Source organism: Pseudomonas sp. AB6 (genome assembly GCF_034314105.1).
GTDB lineage: Bacteria > Pseudomonadota > Gammaproteobacteria > Pseudomonadales > Pseudomonadaceae > Aquipseudomonas.
In genome coordinates this window covers 2,231,826-2,257,505 of the sequence record NZ_JAVIWJ010000001.1, presented here as the reverse complement: position 1 = coordinate 2,257,505, position 25,680 = coordinate 2,231,826, and the positions used below count along the sequence as shown (strand labels likewise).

The 25,680-nt window shown below is 56.3% G+C and carries 23 protein-coding genes; 16 read left to right on the top strand and 7 right to left on the bottom strand.

Annotated elements, in window-relative coordinates; translation table 11 throughout:
- Positions 1–58 precede the first annotated feature (58 nt).
- Positions 59–529, top strand: coding sequence for an arsenate reductase ArsC (locus RGW60_RS10675; RefSeq protein ID WP_322204501.1), 471 nt, complete (start codon positions 59–61; stop codon positions 527–529).
- Between the two features lie 4 nt (positions 530–533).
- Here the strand turns inward: RGW60_RS10675 and RGW60_RS10670 are convergent, their stop codons facing one another.
- The gene (locus tag RGW60_RS10670) at positions 534–1,403 is read right to left on the bottom strand and encodes a LysR family transcriptional regulator (protein ID WP_322204499.1); all 870 of its coding nucleotides are present in this window, start codon (positions 1,401–1,403) and stop codon (positions 534–536) included.
- A gap of 98 nt (positions 1,404–1,501) precedes the next feature.
- On the opposite strand from RGW60_RS10670, the gene RGW60_RS10665 reads away from it, so the two are divergent.
- Positions 1,502–2,440 carry a DMT family transporter gene (locus RGW60_RS10665; RefSeq protein ID WP_322204497.1) on the top strand — a complete coding sequence of 313 codons (939 nt, stop codon included), beginning with the start codon at positions 1,502–1,504 and terminating at the stop codon, positions 2,438–2,440.
- A 38-nt stretch (positions 2,441–2,478) separates the two neighbouring features.
- Here RGW60_RS10665 and msrA read toward each other — a convergent pair whose 3' ends face one another.
- From msrA to msrB, 3 genes are all read right to left on the bottom strand, one after another.
- A complete protein-coding gene (gene msrA / locus RGW60_RS10660; protein WP_322206892.1) occupies positions 2,479–3,129 on the bottom strand; it encodes a peptide-methionine (S)-S-oxide reductase MsrA in 651 nt (216 codons plus the stop codon).
- A 102-nt stretch (positions 3,130–3,231) separates the two neighbouring features.
- Positions 3,232–5,013: a cytochrome c biogenesis protein DipZ gene (locus tag RGW60_RS10655; protein WP_322204495.1), complete on the bottom strand. Its 1,782-nt coding sequence runs from the start codon at positions 5,011–5,013 to the stop codon at positions 3,232–3,234.
- Positions 5,014–5,065: 52 nt separating this feature from the next.
- Positions 5,066–5,587: a peptide-methionine (R)-S-oxide reductase MsrB gene (gene msrB, locus RGW60_RS10650; RefSeq protein WP_322204493.1), complete on the bottom strand. Its 522-nt coding sequence runs from the start codon at positions 5,585–5,587 to the stop codon at positions 5,066–5,068.
- Between the two features lie 169 nt (positions 5,588–5,756).
- On the opposite strand from msrB, the gene RGW60_RS10645 reads away from it, so the two are divergent.
- Together RGW60_RS10645 and RGW60_RS10640 are read left to right on the top strand one after the other, a co-directional pair.
- On the top strand, positions 5,757–6,479 hold the full coding sequence (locus RGW60_RS10645; protein WP_322204491.1) for a response regulator transcription factor: 723 nt from the start codon (positions 5,757–5,759) through the stop codon (positions 6,477–6,479).
- Positions 6,476–7,942 carry a HAMP domain-containing sensor histidine kinase gene (locus RGW60_RS10640; RefSeq protein WP_322204489.1) on the top strand — a complete coding sequence of 489 codons (1,467 nt, stop codon included), beginning with the start codon at positions 6,476–6,478 and terminating at the stop codon, positions 7,940–7,942. Before RGW60_RS10645 ends, RGW60_RS10640 begins: the two co-directional genes overlap by 4 nt.
- Positions 7,943–8,021: 79 nt before the next feature.
- Here RGW60_RS10640 and RGW60_RS10635 read toward each other — a convergent pair whose 3' ends face one another.
- Positions 8,022–8,969, bottom strand: coding sequence for a LysR family transcriptional regulator (locus tag RGW60_RS10635; RefSeq protein WP_322204487.1), 948 nt, complete (start codon positions 8,967–8,969; stop codon positions 8,022–8,024).
- A gap of 135 nt (positions 8,970–9,104) precedes the next feature.
- Here RGW60_RS10635 and RGW60_RS10630 point away from each other — a divergent pair, with 135 nt between their 5' ends.
- From RGW60_RS10630 to dctM, 8 genes are all read left to right on the top strand, one after another.
- The gene (locus RGW60_RS10630) at positions 9,105–9,932 is read left to right on the top strand and encodes an FAS1-like dehydratase domain-containing protein (protein WP_322204485.1); all 828 of its coding nucleotides are present in this window, start codon (positions 9,105–9,107) and stop codon (positions 9,930–9,932) included.
- A 33-nt stretch (positions 9,933–9,965) separates the two neighbouring features.
- Positions 9,966–11,129 carry an acyl-CoA dehydrogenase family protein gene (locus RGW60_RS10625; protein WP_322204483.1) on the top strand — a complete coding sequence of 388 codons (1,164 nt, stop codon included), beginning with the start codon at positions 9,966–9,968 and terminating at the stop codon, positions 11,127–11,129.
- A 10-nt stretch (positions 11,130–11,139) separates the two neighbouring features.
- Positions 11,140–12,489, top strand: coding sequence for an MmgE/PrpD family protein (locus RGW60_RS10620; protein ID WP_322204481.1), 1,350 nt, complete (start codon positions 11,140–11,142; stop codon positions 12,487–12,489).
- A 109-nt stretch (positions 12,490–12,598) separates the two neighbouring features.
- Positions 12,599–13,801 carry a CaiB/BaiF CoA-transferase family protein gene (locus RGW60_RS10615; protein ID WP_322204479.1) on the top strand — a complete coding sequence of 401 codons (1,203 nt, stop codon included), beginning with the start codon at positions 12,599–12,601 and terminating at the stop codon, positions 13,799–13,801.
- A gap of 312 nt (positions 13,802–14,113) precedes the next feature.
- The gene (locus RGW60_RS10610; protein ID WP_322204477.1) at positions 14,114–14,941 is read left to right on the top strand and encodes a CoA ester lyase; all 828 of its coding nucleotides are present in this window, start codon (positions 14,114–14,116) and stop codon (positions 14,939–14,941) included.
- A 143-nt stretch (positions 14,942–15,084) separates the two neighbouring features.
- Entirely contained in the window at positions 15,085–16,077 is a 993-nt protein-coding gene (locus RGW60_RS10605) for a TRAP transporter substrate-binding protein (protein ID WP_322204475.1), read from the top strand.
- A 71-nt stretch (positions 16,078–16,148) separates the two neighbouring features.
- Complete coding sequence (locus tag RGW60_RS10600; RefSeq protein WP_322204473.1) at positions 16,149–16,781, top strand: TRAP transporter small permease; 633 nt, start codon at positions 16,149–16,151, stop codon at positions 16,779–16,781.
- Positions 16,781–18,064 carry a C4-dicarboxylate TRAP transporter large permease protein DctM gene (gene dctM, locus RGW60_RS10595; RefSeq protein ID WP_322204471.1) on the top strand — a complete coding sequence of 428 codons (1,284 nt, stop codon included), beginning with the start codon at positions 16,781–16,783 and terminating at the stop codon, positions 18,062–18,064. Before RGW60_RS10600 ends, dctM begins: the two co-directional genes overlap by 1 nt.
- A 233-nt stretch (positions 18,065–18,297) precedes the next feature.
- Here dctM and RGW60_RS10590 read toward each other — a convergent pair whose 3' ends face one another.
- Complete coding sequence (locus RGW60_RS10590) at positions 18,298–19,257, bottom strand: hypothetical protein (RefSeq protein ID WP_322204469.1); 960 nt, start codon at positions 19,255–19,257, stop codon at positions 18,298–18,300.
- 392 nt (positions 19,258–19,649) lie between these two features.
- Here RGW60_RS10590 and RGW60_RS10585 point away from each other — a divergent pair, with 392 nt between their 5' ends.
- On the top strand, positions 19,650–20,141 hold the full coding sequence (locus tag RGW60_RS10585; protein WP_322204467.1) for a GNAT family N-acetyltransferase: 492 nt from the start codon (positions 19,650–19,652) through the stop codon (positions 20,139–20,141).
- 330 nt (positions 20,142–20,471) lie between these two features.
- Positions 20,472–20,744, top strand: coding sequence for a DUF1652 domain-containing protein (locus RGW60_RS10580; protein WP_322204465.1), 273 nt, complete (start codon positions 20,472–20,474; stop codon positions 20,742–20,744).
- Between the two features lie 117 nt (positions 20,745–20,861).
- On the opposite strand, the gene RGW60_RS10575 is transcribed toward RGW60_RS10580, so the two are convergent.
- Positions 20,862–21,770: a LysR substrate-binding domain-containing protein gene (locus tag RGW60_RS10575; protein ID WP_322204463.1), complete on the bottom strand. Its 909-nt coding sequence runs from the start codon at positions 21,768–21,770 to the stop codon at positions 20,862–20,864.
- Positions 21,771–21,912: 142 nt separating this feature from the next.
- On the opposite strand from RGW60_RS10575, the gene RGW60_RS10570 reads away from it, so the two are divergent.
- Together RGW60_RS10570 and RGW60_RS10565 are read left to right on the top strand one after the other, a co-directional pair.
- Positions 21,913–23,442 carry a histidine ammonia-lyase gene (locus RGW60_RS10570; RefSeq protein ID WP_322204461.1) on the top strand — a complete coding sequence of 510 codons (1,530 nt, stop codon included), beginning with the start codon at positions 21,913–21,915 and terminating at the stop codon, positions 23,440–23,442.
- 647 nt (positions 23,443–24,089) lie between these two features.
- Positions 24,090–25,517 (top strand): pyridine nucleotide-disulfide oxidoreductase, encoded by a 1,428-nt coding sequence (locus RGW60_RS10565; RefSeq protein ID WP_322204458.1) that lies wholly within the window; start codon positions 24,090–24,092, stop codon positions 25,515–25,517.
- Positions 25,518–25,680 lie beyond the last annotated feature (163 nt).

The following is a 25,680-nucleotide window of genomic DNA, read 5'->3' as shown; positions in this document are numbered from 1 at the left end:
TGCGGCGTCGAGGAGGCGGTATTTCCTTCAGTTTTGCCATGGAATTTATGAGGCCCCGATGAAAATTCTGTTCATGTGTACCGCCAATAGCTGTCGCAGCGTGCTGTCCGAAGCGTTGTTCAATCATATGGCCCCAGCGGGTTTTCAGGCGGTTAGCGCTGGCAGCTTTCCCAGCGGTCAGCTGAATCTTCGCGCGCTGGCGACGTTGGAAAAAGCGGGGGTTACAGTCCACGGGCTCTACAGCAAAGGCTCAGAAGTGTTTGCCGATTCGCCGCCCGATATCGTGATCACGGTCTGTGACCAAGCAGCGGGTGAGCCGTGCCCGGTGTACTTGGGTCCGGCTATTAAAAGCCATTGGGGTTTGGCTGATCCATCGGATGTCCAAAGCGAGCAAGAGGCTATTCAAGCGGCGTTTGACACAACCGTAGAAATAATTAAACGTCGCTTCACCGCATTGTTCGCGGCGAAGATTGATCGGCTTTCACCCCATGAACAGAAAGAGGTATTGGATGAAATCGGCGGCCTGTAGCCACTTACAGCCGGAAGTGTTCGCTTATCAACTGGGTCAATACTTCAACCGCTGCACTGGCGGCTCCCGGCGCTTTGATCAGTTTTAATTCATGCAGCGGCAAATCCGGGAAGCCATCGTCGATGGTCAGCTCGCGCATATCATCGCTGATTCGAGCGCGGTCGATGATGCCGATGGCGAGCCCAGCGCTTATCGTCAATTCCAGCGCCATCACCCCCGCACTCATGACCACCGTGCGCCACCGCCGCTGGGTGTGCGCCAAGGCATCAATCGCCACGGCACGATAAGGGCAGCCTCTACCGTGCAGCGCCAACGGCACGGGTCGGGTACTGTCGATCCGGTACTGATGTGCAGCCACCCACACCGGTTGGGTCGTGCCAAAGGTTTTTGCAGGTTGGTCGTCGGGTGAAGGCATGCCTATTGGCTCAACGACCAACGCCAGATCCAGCTGGCCACGGATCAATCGTGTCCGCAAACGCCCACTTGAACCCGTCTCGATTTCTAATTCAATATGCGGAAAATGCGTGGTCAATGACGGCAATGTGCATTGCAGCAAAGCCCCGGCGTACTCCTCTGAAATCCCCAAGCGCACGCGGCCACTGGCAACTGGATTACTGAAGCTGTCGAGCACCTGGTCATGCATCCTCAGCAGCTCAGCGGTGTGCAACGCGAAACGCCGCCCCAGCGGGGTCAAGGTCACGGTCTGGTTGTCGCGCTCAAATAATCGCCCACCGGCCACATCCTCCAGGCGTCGCACATGCAGACTTACCGCCGACGGGCTGCGATTGAGAAACGTCGAGGCCGCCAGAAATTGCCCGAACCGGACGACGGCATGGAAGGTACGCAACAGATCGATGTCCAGGGTGTTGGCCATGATTGAGTAATCCTGCATTACTGCTGCTAATCGTATCGTTTGATTGCATTACCGCTCTATTCATACCCTATTGCAGACACCCTGCACAGGTATTGCTCATGACCGTTCGACAAACAGCGCCCTTGTTGACGCCCAGCGCCCAGCGACATCCGTTCAACGTGTTGTGGATTACCCTGGCGCTCTTACTGGCCGCCATGGTGCTCAGTTGGAGTTCGGGCTTTATTGGCTATCGCTATGTAGCGGAGCAAGGCGGGGTATTTCTGGCGACCTTCTGGCGCTTTGTGCTGGCCGCGCTGGTGCTGTTGCCGTTTGTGATTGGCGACTTGCGCAGGCTGGCGTGGGGAAATGGACTGCGACAGGCGCTAACGGGGTTGTTCGCAATTGCAGGTTATATTGCGCCCATCGCCAAAGCGATTGAGTGTGGGGTGGCGCCGGGAATGACGGCATTGATCGCCAACCTGTTGCCATTGATGATCGTGCTGATGACGGCTATTTACCCAGGCCAACGTACCCGAGGCTGGCAATGGTGTGGGTTAAGCACCTGCGTGCTGGGCATGATTATCGCCAGCGGCACGGGGTTTGAGCTCGGAACTGCGGCGCGGTGGGCTTACAGCTTGCCGTTGACCGGTGTGCTTTCGTTGGTCGCCGCCACCCATTACCAGAAACAACGCCCCAGCAAAATGCCACCACTGCTGGGGCTGTTTATTCAGGTGTGTGCGTCGTTGCCCGTATTTGCGTTGTTGGCATCGTATGAAGGCAGTCTGCGACCGATTGCAACCCTCGGCTTCGGGGCAGGGGTGGTGTGGTTGGTCGTACTGTCGACACTCGGTGGTTATGGATTTTATTGGCTTTGCTTACAACGCTTCAGCCTGCAACGCATCAGCAGCGCATTGTTCCTGACACCCCCCGTGACCATGCTCTGGGCTCACGTGCAATTCGGTGATGCACTGACCTCGTTTAGCATGGCGGGCATGGGCCTGACCTTGATAGGGCTATGGGTTTTTAATCGACGGGTGCACCCTCGCCACGCCACTTGATCAGATGTGTTATCTGCCAATTGTCATGGCGTCGCCACTCAAAGCTTGCCCACCAACACTGGATCGGCGCGATAAAGCGTCGGCACCAGTTCTTTCAAACTCTGCACTTTGGGCAAATCATTCATCGCAATGTATGGGCTGGTTGGGTGCAAGGTCAGGTAGTTCTGGTGATAGCCCTCTGCCGGGAAGAAGTTTTTGTGGTCTTCAATTGTGGTCACAATCGGTGCGTTGAACGCCTTCGATCTCTCTAACTGGGCGATGTACGCCTGAGCAACTTTTTCCTGTTCAGGGTTCTGCGCGAAAATCGTCGAGCGGTATTGCGTGCCGCGATCAGGGCCTTGGCGGTTCAGCTCGGTCGGGTTGTGCGCCACCGAGAAGAACACCTGTAGCAAACGCCCATAACTCACCTTCGTCGGGTCATACGTGACCTGCACCGATTCCGCATGCCCGGTATCGCCGGAGCCAACCTGCTCGTACTCGGCGGTGTTCGCTACGCCACCGGCATAACCGGACAGCGCATTTTCAACACCGATCACGTGTTGAAACACGCCTTGAACGCCCCAGAAACAGCCACCGGCAAATACCGCGACTTCGCTGTGGGATGTGCCGACCGCTTCATCCAGTGTTGGCGGGGCGAGGGCCACCACTGGTTCGGCAGAGTTCGCCGATTGCAATGACAAGCCCAACATCAACGCCACGGCACCTGCGCAGCTCAGCGCGACAGATGCTTTATGTTTGGCAAAACTGAACGTACTCATAGGTAATCCTCACGTGTTAAAGACAGGCTGTGATCAACCGAAGGTGAACGCATACGCCTGTACGCCGGGGTCAAGAAATTCAATAGAGAAAAGGTGATCGGTCACTGGACCGTTTTGCCGCACTAACTGATAGAGCCGTTGCGCAGTCACCGTGCCGCTACCGTCGGCGGCAATGTCGGTGCCGTGATTGTCGCCCGGTGCTGCGCCATCGACGCTGACCCGAAAGCGCACCGGTTTGCCGTCTGCGCCAGGTCCGAGAACTAAGTGCAAGTCCCGCGCATGAAAGCGATAGACGATGCGTCCAGGTGCTTTTTCGAGCACGACTTGCTCGGGTTTTGCCGTCCAGTTACCCATCAGCCCCCACTGGTTGAGGCTAGGCTGCACGGGTGCCGCGTAGGTATGCGCCGAGTCCATCACTTGCTCACTGGCCGAGGCGAAATTTTCAGTACGGTCATAACCGAGGTAGGTTTCAGGCGAATGCATTTGGGCATCGTCTGCGCTCTTCTGCACGCCTTGGGCGTCGGCCACCACCACATCGCTTGAGACGTTTTTCTGACCGGCTTCGTTCAACAGTTGCTGAATAACCTGTTCCGACTGCGCGTAATCGCCCTCGCCGAAATGGTGATAACGAATGTGCCCTTTGGCATCGACAAAGTAATGCGCGGGCCAGTATTGATTGTTAAATCCCTTCCAGATGGCGAAGTCGTTATCCAGCGCCACCGGGTAGTTGATGCCCAAATCGTGGACCGCTTTTTTAACGTTATTAAGGTCACGCTCGAAGGCAAACTCTGGTGCGTGTATCCCGATGACCACTAAGCCCTGGTCGTGGTATTTCTTCGCCCAGGCGTTGACGTAAGGCAGGCTGCGCAGGCAGTTGATGCAGGAATACGTCCAAAAATCGATGACTACCACTTTACCCTTCAGTTGTTCAGCGGTCAGTGGCGCAGAGTTCAGCCAGGCCACTGCGCCGGAGAGGTCAGGCAGCGTGCCCTCCACGGGTAACGACAGCGGCGTATTGGCGATGTTCTGCAGGCCGACGTTCATCATGCCGCCTTGTGTTTGGGGCAACAGCGATGAAGACGCGATCGGCGATGGCGACAGCGTATCTAACAACTTTTGTTCGATCCCAGCAGTTGCCACGGTTGAGACTTTGGTCAGCAAACCGGTGTCCAGACCCAAGGCAATGGCGGCTACGCCGCACAACATGGCCACTCCCAACCCTCGACGTAGCCATTCCCCTGCGCCCAACGAGCGTTTCATCGCGGTGAACAGCTTGCCGCCGATCAACAACGCCAATGCCAATGAGGTGGCCGCGCCTGCGGCATAGGCCAATAGCAGAAAGCTGGTGCCGACACTGGCACCGTGCAGCGCCGCTCCGGTCAAAACCAACCCGAGAATCGGACCGGCACACGGCGCCCATAACAGCCCCGTGGCAACTCCCAATACAAACGAGGATTTGACGCTGGATTTACCGGGCTCGGTTCGGGCCGAATTGGACAGCCGATCCCCCATGGACACCAGTGGGCGGGTAAGGCGATCAGCCAAATGCGGAAACAATAAGGTCACGCCGAAAAACGCCATCAGCGCGATTGCCAGCCAACGGCCGTACTGATTGGCCTGTACCACCCAGCCACCGCCGACAGCGGCCAAGGTGGCAACCAGCGCGAAGGTCAACGCCATGCCGCATAACAACGGCAAACCACTGCGACGAAACGGCTCACCGGAGCGGGCGAAAACGAACGGCAGTACCGGGAGAATGCAGGGGCTCAGGATCGTTAGTACCCCGCCCAGGTACGACAAAATGATCAGTAACATTGCTTCAATTCCTTATAAGAGGCCGTTCAATTGTCGCGAGCCATGGGCTGACTCAAGCCTGTCCCGGCGCGAAGGTCATTGCCACGCCGTTCATGCAATAACGCAGCCCCGTGGGTTCGGGGCCGTCATCGAACACGTGGCCCAAGTGACCGCCGCAGCGCTTGCAATGCACTTCGGTGCGCTCCACGCCAAACGAGGTGTCACGGTTTTCCACCACCGCACGGGCCAATGGCGAGGTGAAACTCGGCCAGCCGGTGTGGCTCTCAAATTTGGTGCTGGAAGAAAATGCCTCTAACTGACACCCGGCGCAGGCGAACCGACCTGTGCGGTGTTCATTGTTTAGCGGACTGCTACCAGGCCGTTCAGTGCCGCTGTTACGCAGTACGTCGTATTGAACCGGTGTCAGCCGTGCGTGCCACTCGGCGTCGCTATGGGTCACCTCAAACACCTCAGCGGCACGGGCCGTTGTTGCTGGCAGCGGCGACGCAGCGAAGGCACGTAAACCGAGTACACCGCTGGCGGCGAGGGCTACGCCGGCGCTGCCGTATAAAAGAAACCACCGTCTGGATTGCATAACGTTCACTTGGAGGGAGTGGGTGTGCTGCTATTCTTTGGCGCAGACGGTCCCCAAGTCTTCACGCAAAGTTAAATTAATTGTGAAGATTGGCCACGCTGCAATCTTGCACAATGGCCGTCCTGGCGCATGCCCCGTGCGCCGAGCCACTGACCCCCGAAGGCTGATAATGGATGTGCCCAAGCGCGTATTAATCGTCGAAGATGACCTGCACATTGCCGGCCTGCTGCGCCTGCATTTGCAGGACGAAGGCTATGCCGTGACCCATTGTGCCGACGGCAATGCCGGGTTGGCGCACCTGGAACAAGGCGGCTGGGATGCGCTGATCCTCGATTTGATGCTGCCTGGGGTAGACGGTTTAGAAATTTGTCGCCAAGCCCGGGCCATGGCGCGTTACACGCCGATCATTATTACCAGCGCCCGCTCTAGCGAAATGCACCGCGTGTTAGGACTTGAGCTAGGCGCCGATGATTACCTCGCCAAACCGTTTTCGATGCTGGAACTTGGCGCGCGGGTCAAAGCATTGTTGCGCCGAGTCGACGCGCTGGAAAAAAACCTGCGTACCGTCGCTGGCAAAATCGAGCTCAACGGCTTGGCCCTAGACCCGGTGACCCGCCAGGCAGAGGTTGATGGCAAATATATTGAACTCACGCCGCGTGAATTCGATTTGCTGTACTTCTTCGTCAAAAACCCCGGCAAAGTCTTCTCGCGCATGGACCTGCTCAATCAGGTATGGGGTTATAAGCACGACGGGTACGAGCACACGGTCAACACCCACATCAATCGCTTGCGTTCCAAAGTCGAGGTCGATCCGGCCGAACCGACACGCATCCTGACCGTGTGGGGCAAAGGCTATCGCTTCTCCCCGGACCGCGCGAGATTGGCGGGATGAACCTGACGCTGCTCCAGCGCTTATCGGTAGCGTTCGCCATCCTGTTGCTCGCCTGTTGCGGTGCATCGGCCTGGCTGCAAATTCGCGCCAACGACCTGCATGAAAAAGAAGTGGTGCAAGGCCTGTCCCTCGGCTTGGCGCAAACGATCGCCCGGGACAACAACATGATCGGCGCCAAGGCTGACGTGGTGCGTGGGCTGTTCAGCAAGCTGATGAACGTCAATCCTAGCGTCGAAGTGTATTTACTCGACAGCAGCGGACGTGTCACGGCTGATGACGCTCCGGCCGGACACCTCAAGCGTGATCACGTCGACCTCGCGCCGTTGCATCGGTTGTTGGCCGGTCAGCCTTTGCCGATTTTGGGCGACGACCCGCGCAGCCTGGATGGCGAAAAAGTCTTCAGCGTCGCCGCTTTGCACGTGGGTGATCAGGATCTCGGCTACATCTACGTGGTGCTATTGGGCGAGGCTCACGATCAATTGTCTGCTCAGGTAGCTGCCAGTTCGGTGTTGCGCACCACGTTATGGTCCATGGGTCTGGTCTCACTGTTAGGGCTTGTGGCCGGGTTGATGGCCTTCCGCTTGATCACTCGGCCGTTGCGCCGGTTGACCGACACCATGCGCGATTTCGACACTGAGGCAGAGCCGACCGTGCTACCAATGGTGGCTGTAACGGGCGTCAGTCGCCGGGATGAAATAGCGGTGTTGGAAGCCAGTTTTGTGCAAATGGCGACCCGAATCGCCGAGCAATGGCGGACGTTAGTGGAATTGGATCAGGACCGCCGCGAAGTGGTGGCGAACATTTCCCACGACCTGCGCACGCCCTTGGCTTCAATGCACGGCTACCTGGAAATGCTCTCGGTTAAAGGCGCAAGCCTCAGTGAAGTCGATCGGCAACGCTACTTGGCGGTGGCGCTGGCCCAGAGCAACAAAGTGCGGCAACTGGCGCAGGCACTGTTCGAACTAGCCCGCCTTGAACACGGCGGTGTACAGCCGGTGATCGAAGACTTCTCGCTGACGGATTTGATCCAAGACGTGTTCCAGAAATTCGAACTGATGGCCGAGGAAAAAAACTCGCGGCTAGTGGCAGTGTTGCCGCGTTCGTCGTCGATGGTTTCGGCAGACCTAGGCTTGATCGAACGTGTTCTGACTAACCTGATCGACAACGCCATTCGCCATACCCCATCCGGCGGCATCATTGAGGTCGAAGTCCGGCACGAAGCGGCGAACGTCATCGTCACGGTTAGCGATAGCGGCCCCGGTATTCCTGAAGAATTGCTTGAAAGCCTGTTCCGCCGACCGTTCAGCCAAACGGGTGATCGCCGTACGGGGGGCCTTGGCCTGTTAATCGTGCGGCGGATCCTGCAACTGCATGGGTGCGAGATACACCTGCTGTCAACACCGGGAAAGGGCGCATCGTTTTGCTTTGAATTGCCGGCAATGAGCAGTAAAACCGGGGTGTGAAGCCTGCACGGCGGCGTTGGGGCCTTCGCAGGCAAGCCTGCTCCCACAGGGAAGCTGCTTACACAACTAGCAGCAACTGTTAAAACTGTGGGGGTTGGCTTGCCAACGAAGGGGCCGGCACAGACGGCTTACCCTCCACAGCAACCTGCGGCATCAACGTGGCGATCAACGCACGCACGGTCCCCGGCAATGCATCCAGCTCCCGCACCAGAATACTGCGCTCACGAATCGCCCAAGGTTCATCAAGCTCGATAATCGCCAGTTCCATCGTGCGACTGTGCCGAAGTGCCGCAGATTCAGGAATGATCCCGATCCCCACGCCCGCTTCAACCATCCGGCAAATTGCCTCAAAACTCGATACCTGTATCCGTAACGACAGGTTCTGTCCCAAACGCTCGACGTGATCGCGCAAGAAGCTCAGCAACGTGCTGCCTTCGTGCAGCCCAATGTGCTGGAACGCCAAGGTCTGTTTCAGCGTTACTGGCATTGGCCCAGCCAGTGCATGCCCTACGGCCACCACCAACACCAGCCGGTCTGTGCTGAAATGCATGATTTGCAGTCCAGCAGCCTCCACCGGCCCGGCAATAATTCCCATGTCGGTGCTGCCATCCAACACGCCCCGGACGATGTCTCGCGACAAGCGCTCCTGCAGATCAACCGTCACGCCGGGCCTTTTCGCCAGGAATCCTGCCAGCACCTCGGGGAGAAATTCAGTCACCGCCGTGGTGTTGGCAAAGATGCGAATGTGTCCAGCCGAGTCTGCCCCGTAACTGGTGAACTCCGACTTGAGGTAATCCACTTGGCGCATGATCAGTCGCGCATGTTTGAGAAAGCGTTGCCCGGCAGGCGTCAACTCAACACCACGGCTGTCGCGGTACAGCAGTCGAGTGTCAAATTGACTCTCTAACGCCTTGATGCGAGCGCTGGCCGCGGCCGGCGACAAAAACGCACGACGGGCGCCTTGGGTCAGGCTCGGTGACTCGCCAATGTGGATGAACAGGCGCAAGTCGGCCAAATCAAAGTGCATGGTCGTCTCCTGAAAAAGCGGCGGGCGTTCAGCATATATGAACGCCGGGTTACGCAAATGCAAATTCTCAGAATGCCCAGCACCTTGCATGATCCTTCCCAGAACAATAGCTGGCCCAAAAAAGAGGGAACCCGCATGAGTGCTGCAGATTTCACCGCGTGGCTTGGACGTACCGAAGAGGCCCAGGACCAGTTCAGCTGCAACCTGATCAAGCGTATTGCCGCCACCTTCGGTGAAGACGCACCTGTCCATGGCGCCGCGTTGCCGCCGCTGTGGCAGTGGTGCTTTTTCCAGGAACCGCTGGCTGAATCTCAGTTGGGCAGCGACGGTCATCCAGCGCGTGGTGGTTTCTTGCCCCCGGCCGACAACCGCAACCGGATGTGGGCTGGTGGCCGCATCGAGTTTTTCGAACCCTTGCGCGTGGGTGCCGATGCCCATCGCCTGTCGACCATCACCCACATTGAAGAAAAGATCGGCCGAACGGGTGCGTTGTTGTTTGTCACCGTGCGCCACGAGTATTCCCAAGACCGTCGCCTGGCCATCCGCGAAGAACAAGACATCGTTTACCGTGAGCCTAACCCGCCGAAGCAGAGCAGCGGCCAGGCGCTGGAGGAGGGCGACTGGCACGAAAGCATTGAGCCTACCCCAACCCTGCTGTTTCGCTATTCGGCCGTGACCTTCAACGGCCATCGGATCCATTACGACTACCCCTACGTCACCGGTACCGAAGGCTACGCGGGTCTGGTAGTTCACGGCCCGATGATCGCCACCCTGAGCTTGCGTGCATTTTGCCGAGCCAATCCGAATGCGCGTGTTCGGCACTTTTCCTATCGCGGCGTTCGGCCATTGATAGCGCCGCAACCGTTCAGCGTTGGCGGACGAATCCTTGAACCCGGCAAGGCGCAACTCTGGGCCGGCAATCACGCCGGTATCGCCCAGAGCGCAGAAGTGCTGTTCGACTAAATCCGCCGTTGCGGACCTCACGAGAGCCGATTGATGAACCCTAATAACAACGAAGAACTCAATGCCATCCGCGAAGGCGTGCGCGCTTTGTGTGCTGAATTTGATGCCGCTTACTGGCGCAAGATCGACGAAGAAAAAGGCTTTCCCGAAGCCTTCGTCAAAGCTCTGACCGATGCCGGTTGGTTGTCGGCGATGATCCCCGAGCAATACGGTGGTTCAGGCCTGGGCTTGGCCGAAGCCTCGGTGATCCTTGAAGAGGTTAACCGCTGCGGTGGTAACTCGGGCACGGTGCATGGCCAGATGTACAACATGTTCACCTTGCTGCGGCACGGCAGCGACGCACAAAAAAGTTACTATCTGCCGAAGCTGGCCAGCGGCGAGTTGCGCCTGCAATCCATGGCCGTGACCGAACCCAGCACCGGCACCGACACCACCAAGATCAAAACCACTGCGGTGAAACAGGGCGACAACTACCTGATCAACGGCCAGAAGGTCTGGATCTCCCGGGTTCAGCATTCCGACCTGATGATTCTGCTGGCGCGCACCACACCATTGGCCGAGGTGAAGAAAAAATCTGAAGGCATGTCGATCTTCCTGGTGGACCTGCGCAAGGCAATTGGCAACGGAATGACGGTTCAGCCTATTGCCAACATGGTCAATCACGAGACCAACGAGCTGTTTTTCGACAACCTGGAACTGCCCCTCGACAGCTTGATCGGTGAAGAAGGCAAAGGCTTTAAATACATCCTTGATGGTCTGAACGCCGAGCGCGCCTTGATCGCCGCCGAGTGCATCGGTGATGGCCGCTGGTTCATCGAAAAAGCCAGTGCCTATGCCCGTGATCGGGTGGTGTTTGGTCGGCCTATCGGGCAGAACCAAGGCGTGCAATTCCCCATTGCCGAAGCGCACATCGAGATTGAAGCGGCAGACCTGATGCGCTGGAGAGCCTGCGAGGAATACGACAGCGGCGTCAACGCCGGGGCCAGCGCCAACATGGCCAAATACCTCGCCGCCAAAGCTTCATGGGAAGCGGCCAACGCTTGCCTGCAAACCCACGGTGGTTTTGGTTTTGCCTGCGAGTACGACGTCGAGCGCAAGTTCCGCGAAACCCGGCTTTACCAAGTCGCGCCGATCTCCACCAACCTGATTCTTTCCTACGTCGCCGAGCATTTGCTCGAACTGCCGCGTAGCTTCTGAGGAACCGATCATGAGCCATACCCAAGCACTGGCCGGTTTCCTGGCTGAGCTGAAATATGATGACATTCCGGATGCGGTCCTCGGCCGTACCGAAGATTTTTTTCTTGATTGGATCGGCTCCGCGCTGGCCAGCCAGGGCTCCCATCCGATCCCGCTGTTTGAACGTTATGCCCAGCGTATGGGGCCGAGTGATGGTCCGGCAAAAATGCTGGTCAATGGCCGGGGCACCTCGGCCTATTTCGCTGCGTTGGTGAATGCGGCGTCCTCGCACCTGGTCGAGCAAGACGACCTGCACAACAGCTCTGTGTTACATCCGGCCACCGTGGTGTTCCCTGCGGTGTTGGCAGCGGCACAAGATTTGGGCAAGTCCGGTCGTGAGTTGCTGCTGGCCTCGGTGGCCGGTTACGAAGCCGGGATTCGTATTGGCGAGTTCATGGGCCGCTCGCACTACACCGTATTCCACACCACGGCGACTGTCGGCACCTTGGCGGCAGCGGTTGCCGTCGGCAAATTACTCGGCTTCGACAAAGAGCAATTTATCAACGTGCTGGGCAACGCGGGCACTCAGGCCGCTGGGCTGTGGGAGTTCCTGCGCGACGCTGCCGACTCCAAACAACTGCACACGGCCAAGGCCGCCGCCGATGGGTTGCTAGCGGCGTACATGACCCTCGACGGTCTGACCGGTGCGCGCAATATCCTCGAAGGGGACCAAGGCCTGGCGGCGGGAATGTCCAGTGACTCGGACCCGAGCAAGTTATCGGATCGTTTGGGCACTCGTTGGGCGTTGGCAGAAACCTCGTTCAAATTTCACGCGTCTTGCCGTCATACCCATCCGGCGGCGGATGCGTTGCTGCATTTGATGCAGCGCGACGGACTGCGTCACGAGCAGATCGCCAGCGTTAGAACCCTGGTGCATCAAGCCGCCATCGATGTGTTGGGCCGGGTCGTGGTGCCACAAACCGTGCATCAAGCCAAATTTTCCATGGGCGCGGTGCTGGCGTTGATCGCGGTCCACGGCAGTGCGCAGTTGATTGAGTTTCAGCAGTTGGCATTGACTGATCCCAACGTGGCGGCTTTTCGCGAAAAAGTCAGCATGGAGCTCGACAGCGAAGTGGACAGCGCCTATCCCGCCCGCTGGCTGGGCCGGGTCGTGGTCACCACCACCGACGGCCGCAGCTTGACGGCTGGCATCGACGAGCCAAAAGGCGATCCGGGCAACACGCTTTCGCGGCCGGAACTGGAAGACAAATTCCAGCGTCTGTTGGCCTTTTCCGGGGCGCGGACGGTGGAGCAGGGTAAGGCGCTGATCGAGAAAGTCTGGCAACTGCGCAGTGCCCAATCATTGAACAGCCTGATCTAACACGATCCTCTGTGGGAGCCAGCTTGTTGGCGAAGCGATGTTTTCGGCTCACGGGCCTCTCGCCAACAAGTCTGCTCCTACAGATTGGTGTCATCTGAGGAACAGAAACATGACCACCCAACACTCCCCGCGTCCCTTGGATGGCATCACCGTCATCAGCCTTGAACACGCGATTGCCGCCCCGTTCTGCACCCGTCAACTGGCCGATCTCGGCGCCAGGGTGGTGAAGATCGAACGCCCCGGCAGCGGTGATTTTGCCCGTGGCTACGATGAGCGGGTAAACGGCCTGGCCTCGCATTTTGTCTGGACCAACCGCTCTAAAGAAAGCCTGACCCTGGACCTGAAACAGGACGAAGCCGGCGATATTCTCATGGGTTTGCTCGGCAAGGCTGATGTGCTGGTGCAAAACCTGGCGCCGGGCGCAGCGGCGCGCATGGGCTTGTCGTTCGAAGCGCTGCATGAGCGTTTTCCACGGTTGATCGTGTGTGACATCTCTGGTTATGGCGAAGGCGGTCCGTATGAAAAGAAGAAGGCCTACGACCTGTTGATTCAGAGCGAAGGCGGTTTTCTGTCCGTCACCGGTGGGCCAGGCGAAGAGCAAATGGCCAAGGCCGGGTGCTCCATCGCCGATATCGCGGCTGGCATGTACGCCTACAGCGGGATTTTATCGGCGCTGATGCTGCGCGATAAGTCCGGCATTGGCAGTCGGATCGACGTCAGCATGCTGGAAAGTCTGGTGGAGTGGATGGGCTACCCGATGTATTACGCCTTCGACGGTGCCGCGCCACCCCCTCGGGCGGGCGCAGCTCACTCGACGATTTACCCTTACGGCCCGTTTCCCACCAAGGGCGGCGACACGGTCATGCTGGGTCTGCAGAACGAGCGCGAATGGGCGCTGTTTTGCGAGAAAGTCTTGCTGGATCCGGCGCTGGTCACTGACGAACGTTTCTCGGCGAATTTCAAACGCTCGGAAAACCGCGTGCAGTTGCGTCAGATCATCGTTGACGGCTTCTCCCAGTTGACCGCCGATGAAGTGGTGGCCCGTCTGGAAATTGCGCACATTGCCAGCGCTCGGGTCAACGACATGCAAGGCGTATGGGACCACCCGCAACTCAAGGCCCGCGACAGTTGGCGCGAAGTCGACAGCCCAGCCGGCAAACTGCCTGCGCTATTGCCGCCGGGGCGCAATAGCGCCTTCACTCCGCGCATGGATGCCGTGCCGGGGTTAGGTGAACATACCTTGGGGATATTGGCCGAACTGGGATTCTCCACCGAAGACCAAGCGCGATTACAGGCAAACGGCGTGATTTGAAGACAGCGAGCAGTTGTAGATCCTGGAACCTGGGTCGCTTGCAATGACGCTTTCGTTGGCAAGCCAACTCCCACAAGGATTTCGGCATGCATGAAATAGCAGGCATATCTGATCGCAGCCTTCGGCAGCTCCTACAGAAATGTGTGCAGCGCCAAAATCTGTGGGACCGAATTTATTCGGGAAGCGGTTGAAGGCGTTTTTTCTGACCTACCGCGTCGGGGCCTTTCGCGAATGAATTCGTTCCCACAGGGGACCGGGTTTGGCCTTTAGATTTTTGTGAATTGAATACCGAATAATAACGAGGAACCCCCCATGTCCGGCTCCACTATTCGCTCCGCGCTGTTCGTGCCCGGTAGCCGACCCGAGCGTTTTGCCAAGGCGTTGGCGGCGGGCGCCGATGCCGTGATCGTCGATTTTGAAGACGCGGTAGAAGAACCCCTCAAGCGCCAGGCCCGGGACAACCTCGCGGCGTTTCTGCACGCCACGCCCTCGGCATCGGTCTGGGTGCGGATCAACGCACCCGAGCACGCGCAACATGGCGCCGATATCCTGTTCTGCCAACAGCAAGCTGGCGTGGCCGGTGTACTGCTGCCTAAAGTCGAAAGCGCTGCTCAGGTCGTTGCCGTTGCCGCTGCGGGCAAACCCATTTGGCCGATCATCGAAAGTGCTCGCGGGCTTTTGGCACTGGCAGACATTGCCGCCGCTCTAGGGGTTCAGCGTTTGTCATTCGGTGCATTGGATTTGGCGCTCGACCTGAACTTGCACAGCGGCTCTCACGCGGCGCAGTTTGTCCTTGATCAGGCCCGCGTTGCCTTACTACTGCATTCGCGCAGTGCACATTTGTTGCCGCCACTGGACGGCGTACACCCCGCCATTAATGACCCGCAAGGCTTGCACGACTCCATTCGCCACGCCTACGAAATGGGTTTCGCTGGCGCTTTGTGCATTCACCCAAAACAAATCGCAGTGATCCATCAGGCATTGGCCCCGGATGCTCCAACTTTGGCTTGGGCCCAGCGGGTGGTCGACGCCAGCGCACACGGTGTTGGCGCGTTTCAAATCGATGGCCAAATGGTCGATGCGCCGGTGTTAGTGCGCGCCCAGCGATTACTAGCATTGGCGCTAAACCTCGAGCGTTAACCAAAACCGAATGCTGGCTTACGAAAATGCAGATTCCCTAAACGCGCGATTTTGTGCAGGGTGCTTATGCCGCTACCCACCGTCAAACCTACTGCTTCACCGTTTCTCAGAAGAATAATCACAACAATAAAAAGGTGAACTCGATGTTCAAGGTATCCCGGGCGCTGCTATGCGCCGCCGCAATGACCATGGCCAGCCTGACCCAGGCAGCCGACCCTATCGTCATCAAGTTTTCCCACGTCGTGGCGGAAAATACCCCCAAAGGGCAGGGCGCCTTGCTCTTCAAAAAGCTTGTCGAAGAACGTCTGGCGGGCAAAGTAAAAGTGGAGGTTTACCCCAACTCCTCGCTGTTTGGTGACGGCAAAGAAATGGAAGCGCTGTTGCTGGGTGACGTGCAAATGCTGGCGCCGTCCTTGGCCAAGTTCGAGCAGTACACCAAAAAAACCCAAGTCTTTGATCTGCCATTCCTGTTCAACGATCTGGCCGCTGTCGACCGTTTTCAACACGGTCCTCAAGGTGTCGCCTTGCTCAGCTCAATGGACGACAAAGGTATTCACGGCCTGGCGTATTGGCACAACGGCTTGAAGCAACTGTCTGCCAACAAACCGCTGCATGATCCTAAAGATGCCCGTGGTTTGAAGTTCCGGGTACAGGCTTCCAGCGTACTGGAAGCACAGTTCGTCGCACTGCACGCCAACCCGCGCAAAATGGGTTTCAACGAAGTCTATCAGGGCTTGCAGACCGGCACGGTCAACGGTACCGAGAACACTTGGTCGAACTATGAAAGCCAGAAGGTCAATGAAGTGCAGAAGTACTTCACTGAATCCAACCACGGCTTGATCGACTACATGGTGATCACCAATGCCAAATTCTGGAGCGGGCTGCCACCTGACATTCGTACCGAGTTGGAAAAAATCATGGCTGAGGTCACCGTGGAGGTGAACAAGCAGGCCGAAGCGCTGAATCAGACTGCCAAGCAGAAAATTATCGACACCCACACCAGCGAAATTATCCAACTGACCCCCGAGCAGCGGACGGCCTGGCGCGAAGCCATGCGCCCGGTGTGGGACAAGTTCTCGGCACAAATCGGCCCGGATTTGATCAAGGCTGCCGACGATTCCAACAAAGCGCCATAAGCCTTATCAGGCAGTGATGTCTGCGCAGCCGCTCTAATAAGTGGCTGCCTTCTCTACGTTCGGAGCATTTTATGCAATCACTGATGCGACTCTGGGAGCACCTGGAGGAAGCCTTCATCGCCTTCCTGCTGGCCGCCATGACGCTGGTGACATTCGTCTACGTGATGCTCAACAACGTCTACACGCTTTTTTATGCGTTAAGCGACAAGTGGGCCTTCAGCCGCGATTTCTTCGCCAGTGCGGGTGATCACATGATGGGTTACGCCCAGGACATGACCTGGAGCGTAGCGCTGACCAAAGCGATGTTTGGCTGGTTGATTTTCTTTGGCATGTCCTATGGCGTGCGCACCGCCGGGCATTTGGGCTTGGACGCATTGGTCAAACTGACCCCGCACCGGGTTCAACGCTGGCTGGCAATGATTGCCTGCTTGTGCTGCCTGGCTTATGCCGGTTTGTTCGTGGTGGCCAGTTTCAAATGGTTGAACGCGTTGTTTATCGCCAGTATCGGTGCCGAAGACCTTGATCAATTCGGGGTCACACTGTCCGATATTGCGGTCATCGTGCCCATCGGTTTTGCCATGGTAGTGATCCGCTATCTGGAAATTTTTTGGCGTCTGTACACCCATCGCCAAATCGGTCTTGGACTCGCAGATGAGGCCGCAGAAGCCAGCAAGCTGGCCAGTCCTGACTCGGAGCAACACTGATGACGGTTCTTTGTCTGTTCCTGCTGCTGTTCGTATTCATGTTTCTCGGCGTACCCATTGCTATTTCGTTGGGTTTGTCCGGGGCACTGTCGATCCTGCTGTTCAGCCCGGACTCCTTGAGTTCACTGGCAATCAAGCTGTTCGAAACGTCTGACGCCTACACGCTTTTGGCTATTCCATTCTTCCTGCTTTCCGGTGCGTTCATGACCACCGGCGGTGTGGCACAACGGCTGATCGATTTTGCCAATGCCTGTGTCGGGCACATTCGTGGCGGTCTGGCGATTGCTGCTGTGCTGGCGTGCATGTTGTTCGCCGCGTTGTCCGGTTCTTCGCCAGCCACCGTGGCAGCGGTCGGCTCCATCGCCGTTGCGGGTATGGTCCGGTCCGGGTACCCGAAAGCGTTCGGCGCCGGGATTATTTGCAACGCCGGTACCTTGGGCATTCTGATCCCGCCCTCAATTGTGATGGTGGTCTACGCGTCTGCCACCCAAACCTCGGTCGGCAAGCTGTTCATCGCTGGTATTGTCCCCGGCATCCTCCTCGGCCTGGCGTTGATAGTGGTGATTTATATCGTCGCCCGGGTCAAGAAATTGCCGGCCCAGCCACGGGTAACCTTCCGTGAATGGCTGCGTACTGCGCGACGGGCGTTCTGGGGATTGCTGTTGCTGGTGATCATCCTGGGTGGTATCTACAGCGGCATGTTCACCCCCACCGAAGCGGCCGCGGTGGCAGCGGTGTATTCGGCGTTCGTCTCGTTGTTTATTTACAAAGACATGAAAATCCGCGACTGCCCACGCGTCCTGGTTGAATCAGGGCGGCTGACGCTGATGCTGATGTTTATCATCGCCAACGCCATGCTCTTCGCCCACGTACTGACCACCGAACAGATACCCCAGCAAATCACCAACTGGGTGGTTTCCGAAGGTCTGACGCCGGTTGGCTTCCTGATCATGGTCAACATCGTGCTGCTAGTGGCCGGCAGCTTCATGGAACCATCCGCCATCGTGCTGATCCTCGCGCCGATCTTCTTCCCCATCGCCATGAAGCTCGGCATCGACCCCGTTCACCTCGGCATCGTCATGGTGGTGAACATGGAGATCGGTTTAGTCCACCCACCCGTGGGGCTCAACCTGTTCGTGACCTCGGCGGTGACTGGCCTGACCCTGGGCGAAACCATTCGCGCGGCGTTGCCATGGTTGACGATCTTGTTGGCGTTCCTGGTGCTGGTGACCTACGTGCCGTTTATATCGCTGGCGTTGCCGAATTGGTTGGGGATGCCTTGATGACGCAGGGGGCTTGGCAAGGTTGAAGTGGACGGAGAGCTTCTGCGAGTACGCCTGATACCCAAAGGCCGCCTCTGTGATCAGCAGAGGCGGCCTTTTTGGTTCAGCCTGACATCACATCAGTGCATGAAAAGCGCAATCAAAATAATGATTGGGATAGGTACCCCGAGAAACAAAAGAAGTAGTGAACGCATGGTGATTCTCCTTGGCTAAAAATTATGGTCAAAGTCGACTTAACGAACCGGTGGCATGTTAGTGGCGGAAGTGTAAGTTTCCCGACCCGAGGTTGAGGAGTCGTTCAGGTACACAACAGCGTCCCGGCGGCGACCGCCCATAGTCGCAGCGTAGCTGGCGAAGAAGGCACCGCAGAGCAGCGCGACAAACATCCACAGCGAGGTCCAGGCAGCCACTTTGGCGGCCGTGTCAGCTGCATTTTTTGCCGTGGTTTTTGCATCTTCTACCGCTTGACGTGCTTGACCGTAAACGTGATCAACCCGTGCCTGTGCATCGGCTTGGCTCAGATTCGTACGCTGCGCAACCAGGTGCGCCAGGTACGTGCGGTCATCGGCGCTCAATTGACCGTCTTTGCTATTTAAGGTTTTAGCAAAAATGCGTAACACAACACTGTGTGCGGCATCATCACTGACTGACGCGGCACGATCATCGCGAAACAGAGCGTCTATAAAGTAGCTCGAGTTGTCGCCGCTATTACTGGCCGCACTGCCTGCTGCTTGAGTAGCTACACCTGCAACGCCCGACACTGCACTTGCCCCAGCCTGCACGCCACCACCGACAATACTGCCGACGGAACTTGCAATTAACGTAGCCGCTACCAAAGTTGCCACTGCCCAAGCCAGAAAGCCATGAGCGGTGTCGCGAAAATATACCTCGTCACCGTGCATATTTGCCCACTTGACCCTTAGACGTCCGGCGATATATCCACCCATTCCCGATGCGATGATTTGAGTGATTGCCAGCCAAATAATCGTTGATATGCCGATCCCTTTGGCGCTCATCCCGCTATCTGACCAAGGCGATACTGCCGAAAAGCCAAGGCCAAATCCTAAGATGACAAGAATCAACGAGAGCGCCGCAGCACCCGCCGCACCGGCGAAGATGGCGCCCCACGACACCCCTGAAACGCTTGCCGACTCATGCGAGCCTGATGCGAAATTACCTGAAGATGAGGTCATTGTTGTCTCTTCCATGTATGAATAAGATTGTTACAACTTTCTAAAACCAGAAATGCAGTCGTCGTGCCAGCTTGCAACATAAAAATAAATTTATATTATTCAAGCACTTATATTTATAAAAAATATTTTAGGTCATGCAATTTGCAATGAAAGGGAAATTTTTGCGGGCGATATGCATTGTTGAACATTTCTGCCATTTTGGACGGGCACGGTTTTTGACAGCGCTGTTTTGAATTCTTAGCGCTCAAGCCTGTCGGATTCTAGGTAATTCACCTGCATTTACCCAAAAGCGGTCGTGGAGGGTTCGAAGCGGTTCCTAACCACGGGTTTGCGATCTATCGCATCTGATTTACGTTAGCATTCGCTCCTGTTCTTCAAGAGGTTTCCTGCCCATGTTTCTTCATCGTCCCCTAGAAGAAAAAGACATCGCGGTAATCTGCGGTTTTCCGCAGAGTACTGACGAGTTGTTTTATATGTTTCCCAAAGCACGCTATCCGCTAACGCCCGCGCAGCTAAGGGATGCTATCGAAAGTCGCTCGGACTCGACGGTCATTGAGATGGATGATCAGGTGGTCGGCTTCGCCAATTTGTCACGTTGGGAGTTCCGGGGACGATGTTCATTAGGCAACGTGATTATTGCGCCGGGCAATCGATCCCGTGGCGTGGGCAGGTATTTGATCGGCTGCATGATGGACATTGCGTTTGATAAACATGAAGCGCGAGAATTGACGGCGTCGTGCTTCAACCACAATGTGCCGGGTTTGTTGTTTTATCCTAAGCTGGGTTTTCGACCGTTTTCCATCGAAGAGCGGGTGGACACACATGGCGCGCGGGTAGCGTTGATTAACCTGCGGGTTGAAAAGCCGGAATGGGCGCCTGAGTAACGCTCGCCAGACTAGATTGAGGGGAAGTGGGAAGAGCGACGTGCTTTCCACCTCCACTAAAAAAACATCCAATAAGATTGAATCTTTATCGGCTGTGTTCTAAACGATGGATGAAACGTTTCTTCTATACGTTTTGTAAATGAAAGGTATAACTTTAATAAAGAAGCTGCCTCCTATGCTCATTGCATCTGTAAAGAGGTGCGGTATAAAGTTTGAATTCGTTCATTAATAAGGCGCCGACTAATTGGCGGCGTTTAGATGTGATCGCAGAAATTATAATTTGAGCGCAGCGGGTGAGTGCTATTAACTGTCTCGTTTGAGGAGGGTGTGATGATTGCATACAGGCTATCCACGTTGGAGTTGCGTGGCATTATTGAACGCGCCTTTTTACCGTTACGCTGCATTTGCACTGTGGCACCCGATTATTCAATGACAGTTCAGATATCCGATGCTGACTCCGAACGAGTGGATTTATGTGTTACTGGTATCTCATTGAATAGACTTAATACCAGCAGGGACATATCTGATCTCGTAGCTGAATTGCGTTATGACTTGGCTAATAATGTCGGACTTCGGGGCGAGGTCCATGCGAAAGCGGGGTAGCGCGCTAATAGGTTGAGGCCGATTTGAGTTGTACGACCGCGCTTAAAATGTATAGTTTCGTGTATAGGCGTTAGATGAGTTCCTAAGATCATTTGGTAAACGTTTGGTGCGTGGTGCTTAAACTGCATCTAGCAGCCACTCCCTTAGTGCTCGTATTTTTGGCAACTGCGCCCGTGCTGCTGGGTAAATCAGGTAATAGCCTATGCCCTGATTAAGCTCCGTTTCAAACGGCGCCACTAACACCCCGTCTTTCAAACTCTCTCGCACCAGATTCAGGTCGCCCAAGGCAACGCCTTGTCCACGGGTTGCCGCCGATAATGCAAGGTCCAGGGTGTCGAATGTCTGGCCGCGATGGGAGGCGATGCTGCCGACCCCGGCAGCTTCCAGCCAGCGGCTCCAGCCGTTTGCCGGTATGCAATGCAGCAGCGGCATCGCCTTCAAGTCCGCCGGTTGCGTCAGGCGCTTGGCCATCTCCGGCGAGCACACCGGGGTGAGTCGCTCCGCCATCAACGCAATGGCCTCGACCCCTTTCCAATCGCCACGCCCGTGAATAATCGCAGCATCAATGTCGCTGTCCTCGAAACGAGGCTCCCAGGCGTCGTAGGTAGTCACCCGCACGTCTACGTCGGGCATTAACAGGCGCAGGCTGGGCAGCAATGGCAAAAACCAGCGGGTGGCCAAAGTCGGCGGCATGCGCAGGGTCAATACTTGGCTCGAGGTGCGCAAGCTGTTGCACATGTTAGTCAGGCGCGCGAAAGCGTCATCCACCACAGGCAGCAATGCCTCCGCTTCCGGCGTCATCCGCAGGCCGGTTTTGTGGCGGATAAACAAGATCACCCCTAGGTGCTCCTCCAGCTGTTGTATCTGCCGACTGACCGCGCTTTGGGTGACAAATAACTCCTTGGCTGCACGGCTAAACGTACCGTAACGCGCCGCTGCTGCGAACACTTCCAAGCCGCGCAACGGTGGCAATCGCAGTTGAAAATTAGGCTTGTCCGTTGCATGAGCTAAAAGCATGGATTGCATGAGAATTCACCGCATTTACTACTTAGTACAGTGAGCTTAACGTACTTTGTCCCCGCTTCAATAAAAGCCTCTCACGCATGGATCTGCTTAGGCTGACGAGGTGGTCGTGGCGACGAACCTTGAATTCATTGGGAGTAGCTGTATGAAGCGCGTAATCCTCGATCAGTCGTTGGTTTGGACACAGGTTGTAGAGGTGGCAAAGGAGGAGGCGCTTCTGGAGTTGTCTTTACCGGCCAAAGCACGGATCGAGGCGGCAAACGCCATAGTGCGCACGGTGGTAGAGAAGAATATCCGCGCTTATGGGGTAAATACCGGGGTCGGGGCGTTGTCCAACACGGTGGTTGCGCCCGCGCAGCAAAGCGCCTTGTCACGTAATATCTTGATGAGCCATGCGGTGGGCTTGGGTACACCGTTATCGGTAAGTGAGACCCGAGCAATCATGGTGTGCGCTATCAATAATTTCGCCCACGGTTATTCCGGGTTGCGTCTACAACTGGTGGAGCGCCTTGTTGCGCTGCTCAATGCCCGATGTACCCCGCTAGTACCGCATCAGGGATCGGTGGGTTATATCAGTCACATGGCGCACATTGGCTTGGTGATGATTGGCCACGGTGACTGCCGCCTTGGTAATGAACGTTTAACTGCCGGCGCTGCGTTACATCGACTCGGATTGGAACCGTTTGTACTGGAAGCCAAGGAAGGGTTGTGCCTGGTCAACGGCTCGCCTTGTGTGACCGGCCTTGGGTGCCTGCTGTTGGAGCGCTCCGGGCACTTAATGGACTGGGCAGATTGCATTTCAGCCATGAGTTTTGAAACCCAACGCTGCCAAATTAGGGCAATGCATCCGGCACCCATGGCGCTGCGAGCGTCGCCGGGGCAGAAATACGTGGCCCAGCGTTTGAACCATTGGCTTGAAGATTCGCAAATTCTGGCAGCGGCTGCCGGCCGACAAACCCAAGATGCCTTGAGCTTGCGCAGTATTCCCCATGTTCACGGCGCGGTTCGCGATGTCCTTGATCAAGTTGCGGTGGTAATTGATCAGGAGCTGGCGAGTGTTACCGATAACCCGGTGGTGTGTGGCACTCCCCAAGCACCGGAAATTTACTCTCAAGCCCATGCGGTCAGCGCGGGCATCGGTTTGGCCATGGATCAACTCGGCATCGCCATGGCGCAATTGGGCTCAATCTCAGAACGCAGAATTGATCGTATGGTCAACCCGCTGATCAACCACCTACCGGCTTTTTTGGCGGGGGAGAGTGGCGTTGAGTCGGGGTTTATGATTGCCCAATACACCGCTGTTTCGTTGGTGGCGCATAACCGACGTCTAGCAACACCCGCCAGTCTTGACGGCGGGGTGACTTCCGGTTTGCAGGAAGACATCCTCTGTCACGCAACCCCCGCTGCCCTTAAAGCGCAATTGATACTCGATAATCTCGAAAATGTGTTCGCCATCGAGCTGCTGGCCGCTAGCCAAAGTTACGACCTATTGAACAGTGCACTGCACCCCGCACCGCGAACTGCGGCGCTTTACCAAGCGCTACGGCAGGAGATCGCCGTATACGCCGATGACCGGCCCTTGGGAGAGGACATAGCCCGCGCCGCTTCATTTATTCGCTGCAGCAATCCTGAGCGAGTTGTTATTTCGACGAGGAATGAACTGAAGTGCGGTTAAGCAGTGGGTGGTATTAAAGTTGAATGGCTCCCATGGGGAGCCTGTTACCGCTGCATATTAAAGTTCTCGTTAGTGACGATGGGTGACAGCCTCATTCGCCGGCACGAAGGGGCGCTAGTGTCAAAATCGATTATTAAAATTAAACTTGTATTGGTTGAGCGTTTAATTGTCGGCGTCAAAAAAATTACATGATAATTATCAAAGTCTTAGTGCTCTTAAACCTACAATTTTACGTATTACCATAAATTTGACACTTTTCATGAACTTTGAAATTATCAATCTATCGCTGGTAAAGGGCACTGGGGATATCCAAGCCGCATTGCTTTTCCTTGTTTTGAGGGAAGGAAACGGTTTTGCAGGGGGCCCTTCGTGCGAGTAGATGGTTGCGCTAACGGTGTAATGGCGCAGTTAGGTTTAACGTCGCTGATTTAACTTCATTAACTTTTTTGGGATAGCCCGGCGGTAGCCATGCTCGGCATTATTCCATCCCCCTCATGTTTGTTCTCGTTGACGTTGCTCGCAGCCGTCCACGTTATAACTTTCGTCCGACTTCGAATGGCCTTCCGGCAGTCCTTTGCTGTGAATCAACGCGTGTCGTCGATAAAAACTAGAACCGACAGTCCTTTTCAAATGCGGAGCACGACATCATGTTTGGAAACCAACTGGAAACTGTTTGCGGTTGTGTAGTAGGGGGTGCCGGCCCCGCAGGCATGGGGTTGATTTTTAATGCGTTGAAAAGTGGCAGTCTGCCGGAGTTGGTTCGGCAAGGTTTGATAATCGTCGATGCTAGTCCACTTCCAGGAATTGGCCGGCTAGGGGATTATCAGATTACGGCTAACTCAGTCGGCGACGTATTTCTCGATTGCCTGCGTGACCCTTCTCTACGGGATATTTTCGAGCCGCTGGAACGCAGTCCAGCGTATTGGCGTATTCGCAATCAAGCGTTTGTTGCCCCGTTATTGTCAGAAGTCGGTGAGTTGCTCGCCGAAGCGTCGAAGTTAGTGCTAGACCACCTGGTCGAACATTTCGCCGTAGAAGTCTGGAGCAGTACGACGATTACCGAAGTCGTCAGCAGCGCCGATGAGTATCAGGTATGGGTTGAGCATAACGGGCGCTCCCAAGTGATTCGCTGCCGCTCCTTGGTACTTAACCTGGGGGGGCATCAGGATCCTCAGCATTTGCTGAATGCATTGGCTGATCAGGGCCTGGCATTGCCGCCCGCCTCCAGTGTGCAAAGCGCTGACACGTTGTTGCGCATGAGTTCGCATGATTTACGTGCTCTTTTTGCTCCGACGATTGCCAAGGGCGGACGCCTCACGGTGGTGGGCGGTTCACACAGCGCCTTCTCAATCCTCGAAAACCTCGCCAAGGCCCTGCAAAGCGTGGGTCTTGAAGAGTTGACGCTGGTGCATCGGTCGCAGATTCGGCTGTTCTATGAAAGTGTTGAGCAGGCACTGGCTAGCGGTTATGTGTTCGATCCGGTGAATGATGTTTGCCCTATATCGGGCCGAGTGAATCGCTCTGGCGGCTTGCGGTACGGCGCATTGGAGGTTGGTCGAAATATTCTTCAAAACGGCCGAATCAGCCCAAATGGTGTGCGTGTTCGTTTGTTGCAATCAGGTCCAGGCTTGGGACAACAGTACGAACTCGCCAGTCAGGCGTTAGCTGAATCGAGCGTCGTGGTGCAATGCACCGGCTACCAACCCCGGCTTCCTGCGTTGAAATATGCCGATGGCAGTCCGATTCAATTGCGTGAGGTAAAAGGAGGGCTGGATTCAGACCCGTCCGGCTGCCCACTGGACGCCAATGGTCAGCGCTTATACGGCTTGCATCTTTTTGGGCTCGGTTCGGGCTTGGGTGTCGATCCACGCTTGGGCAGCGAGCCGTCGTTCGATGGGCGGATTTATGGGGTCTGGCAGTTTCATAACGATGCTAGCCGCGTCGCAATCGGGTCGGTCTCGGCCCGGCTCAGCGTACCCGTTGCACAGATGGTGGTGTCTGATCGCCGGCGCCAAGCACGTCAAGAGGATGATGGGCCGTTTTTCTGGCCCAGTATGGTCTCCGCGAAGTTCTAAGACGCATCAGCCCGATAGCTGATTAATCCCGAGTAGCACACGCTGTTCGGGATTTTTTTGGCCTTTGTTTTTGATGGCTTTCTAATAGATGATGATGATAATTTAATATAGAAGGGTGGGTCTGTATCCTCTATTCTCGGCTCAGGTAATTTTTGGCTTGTGC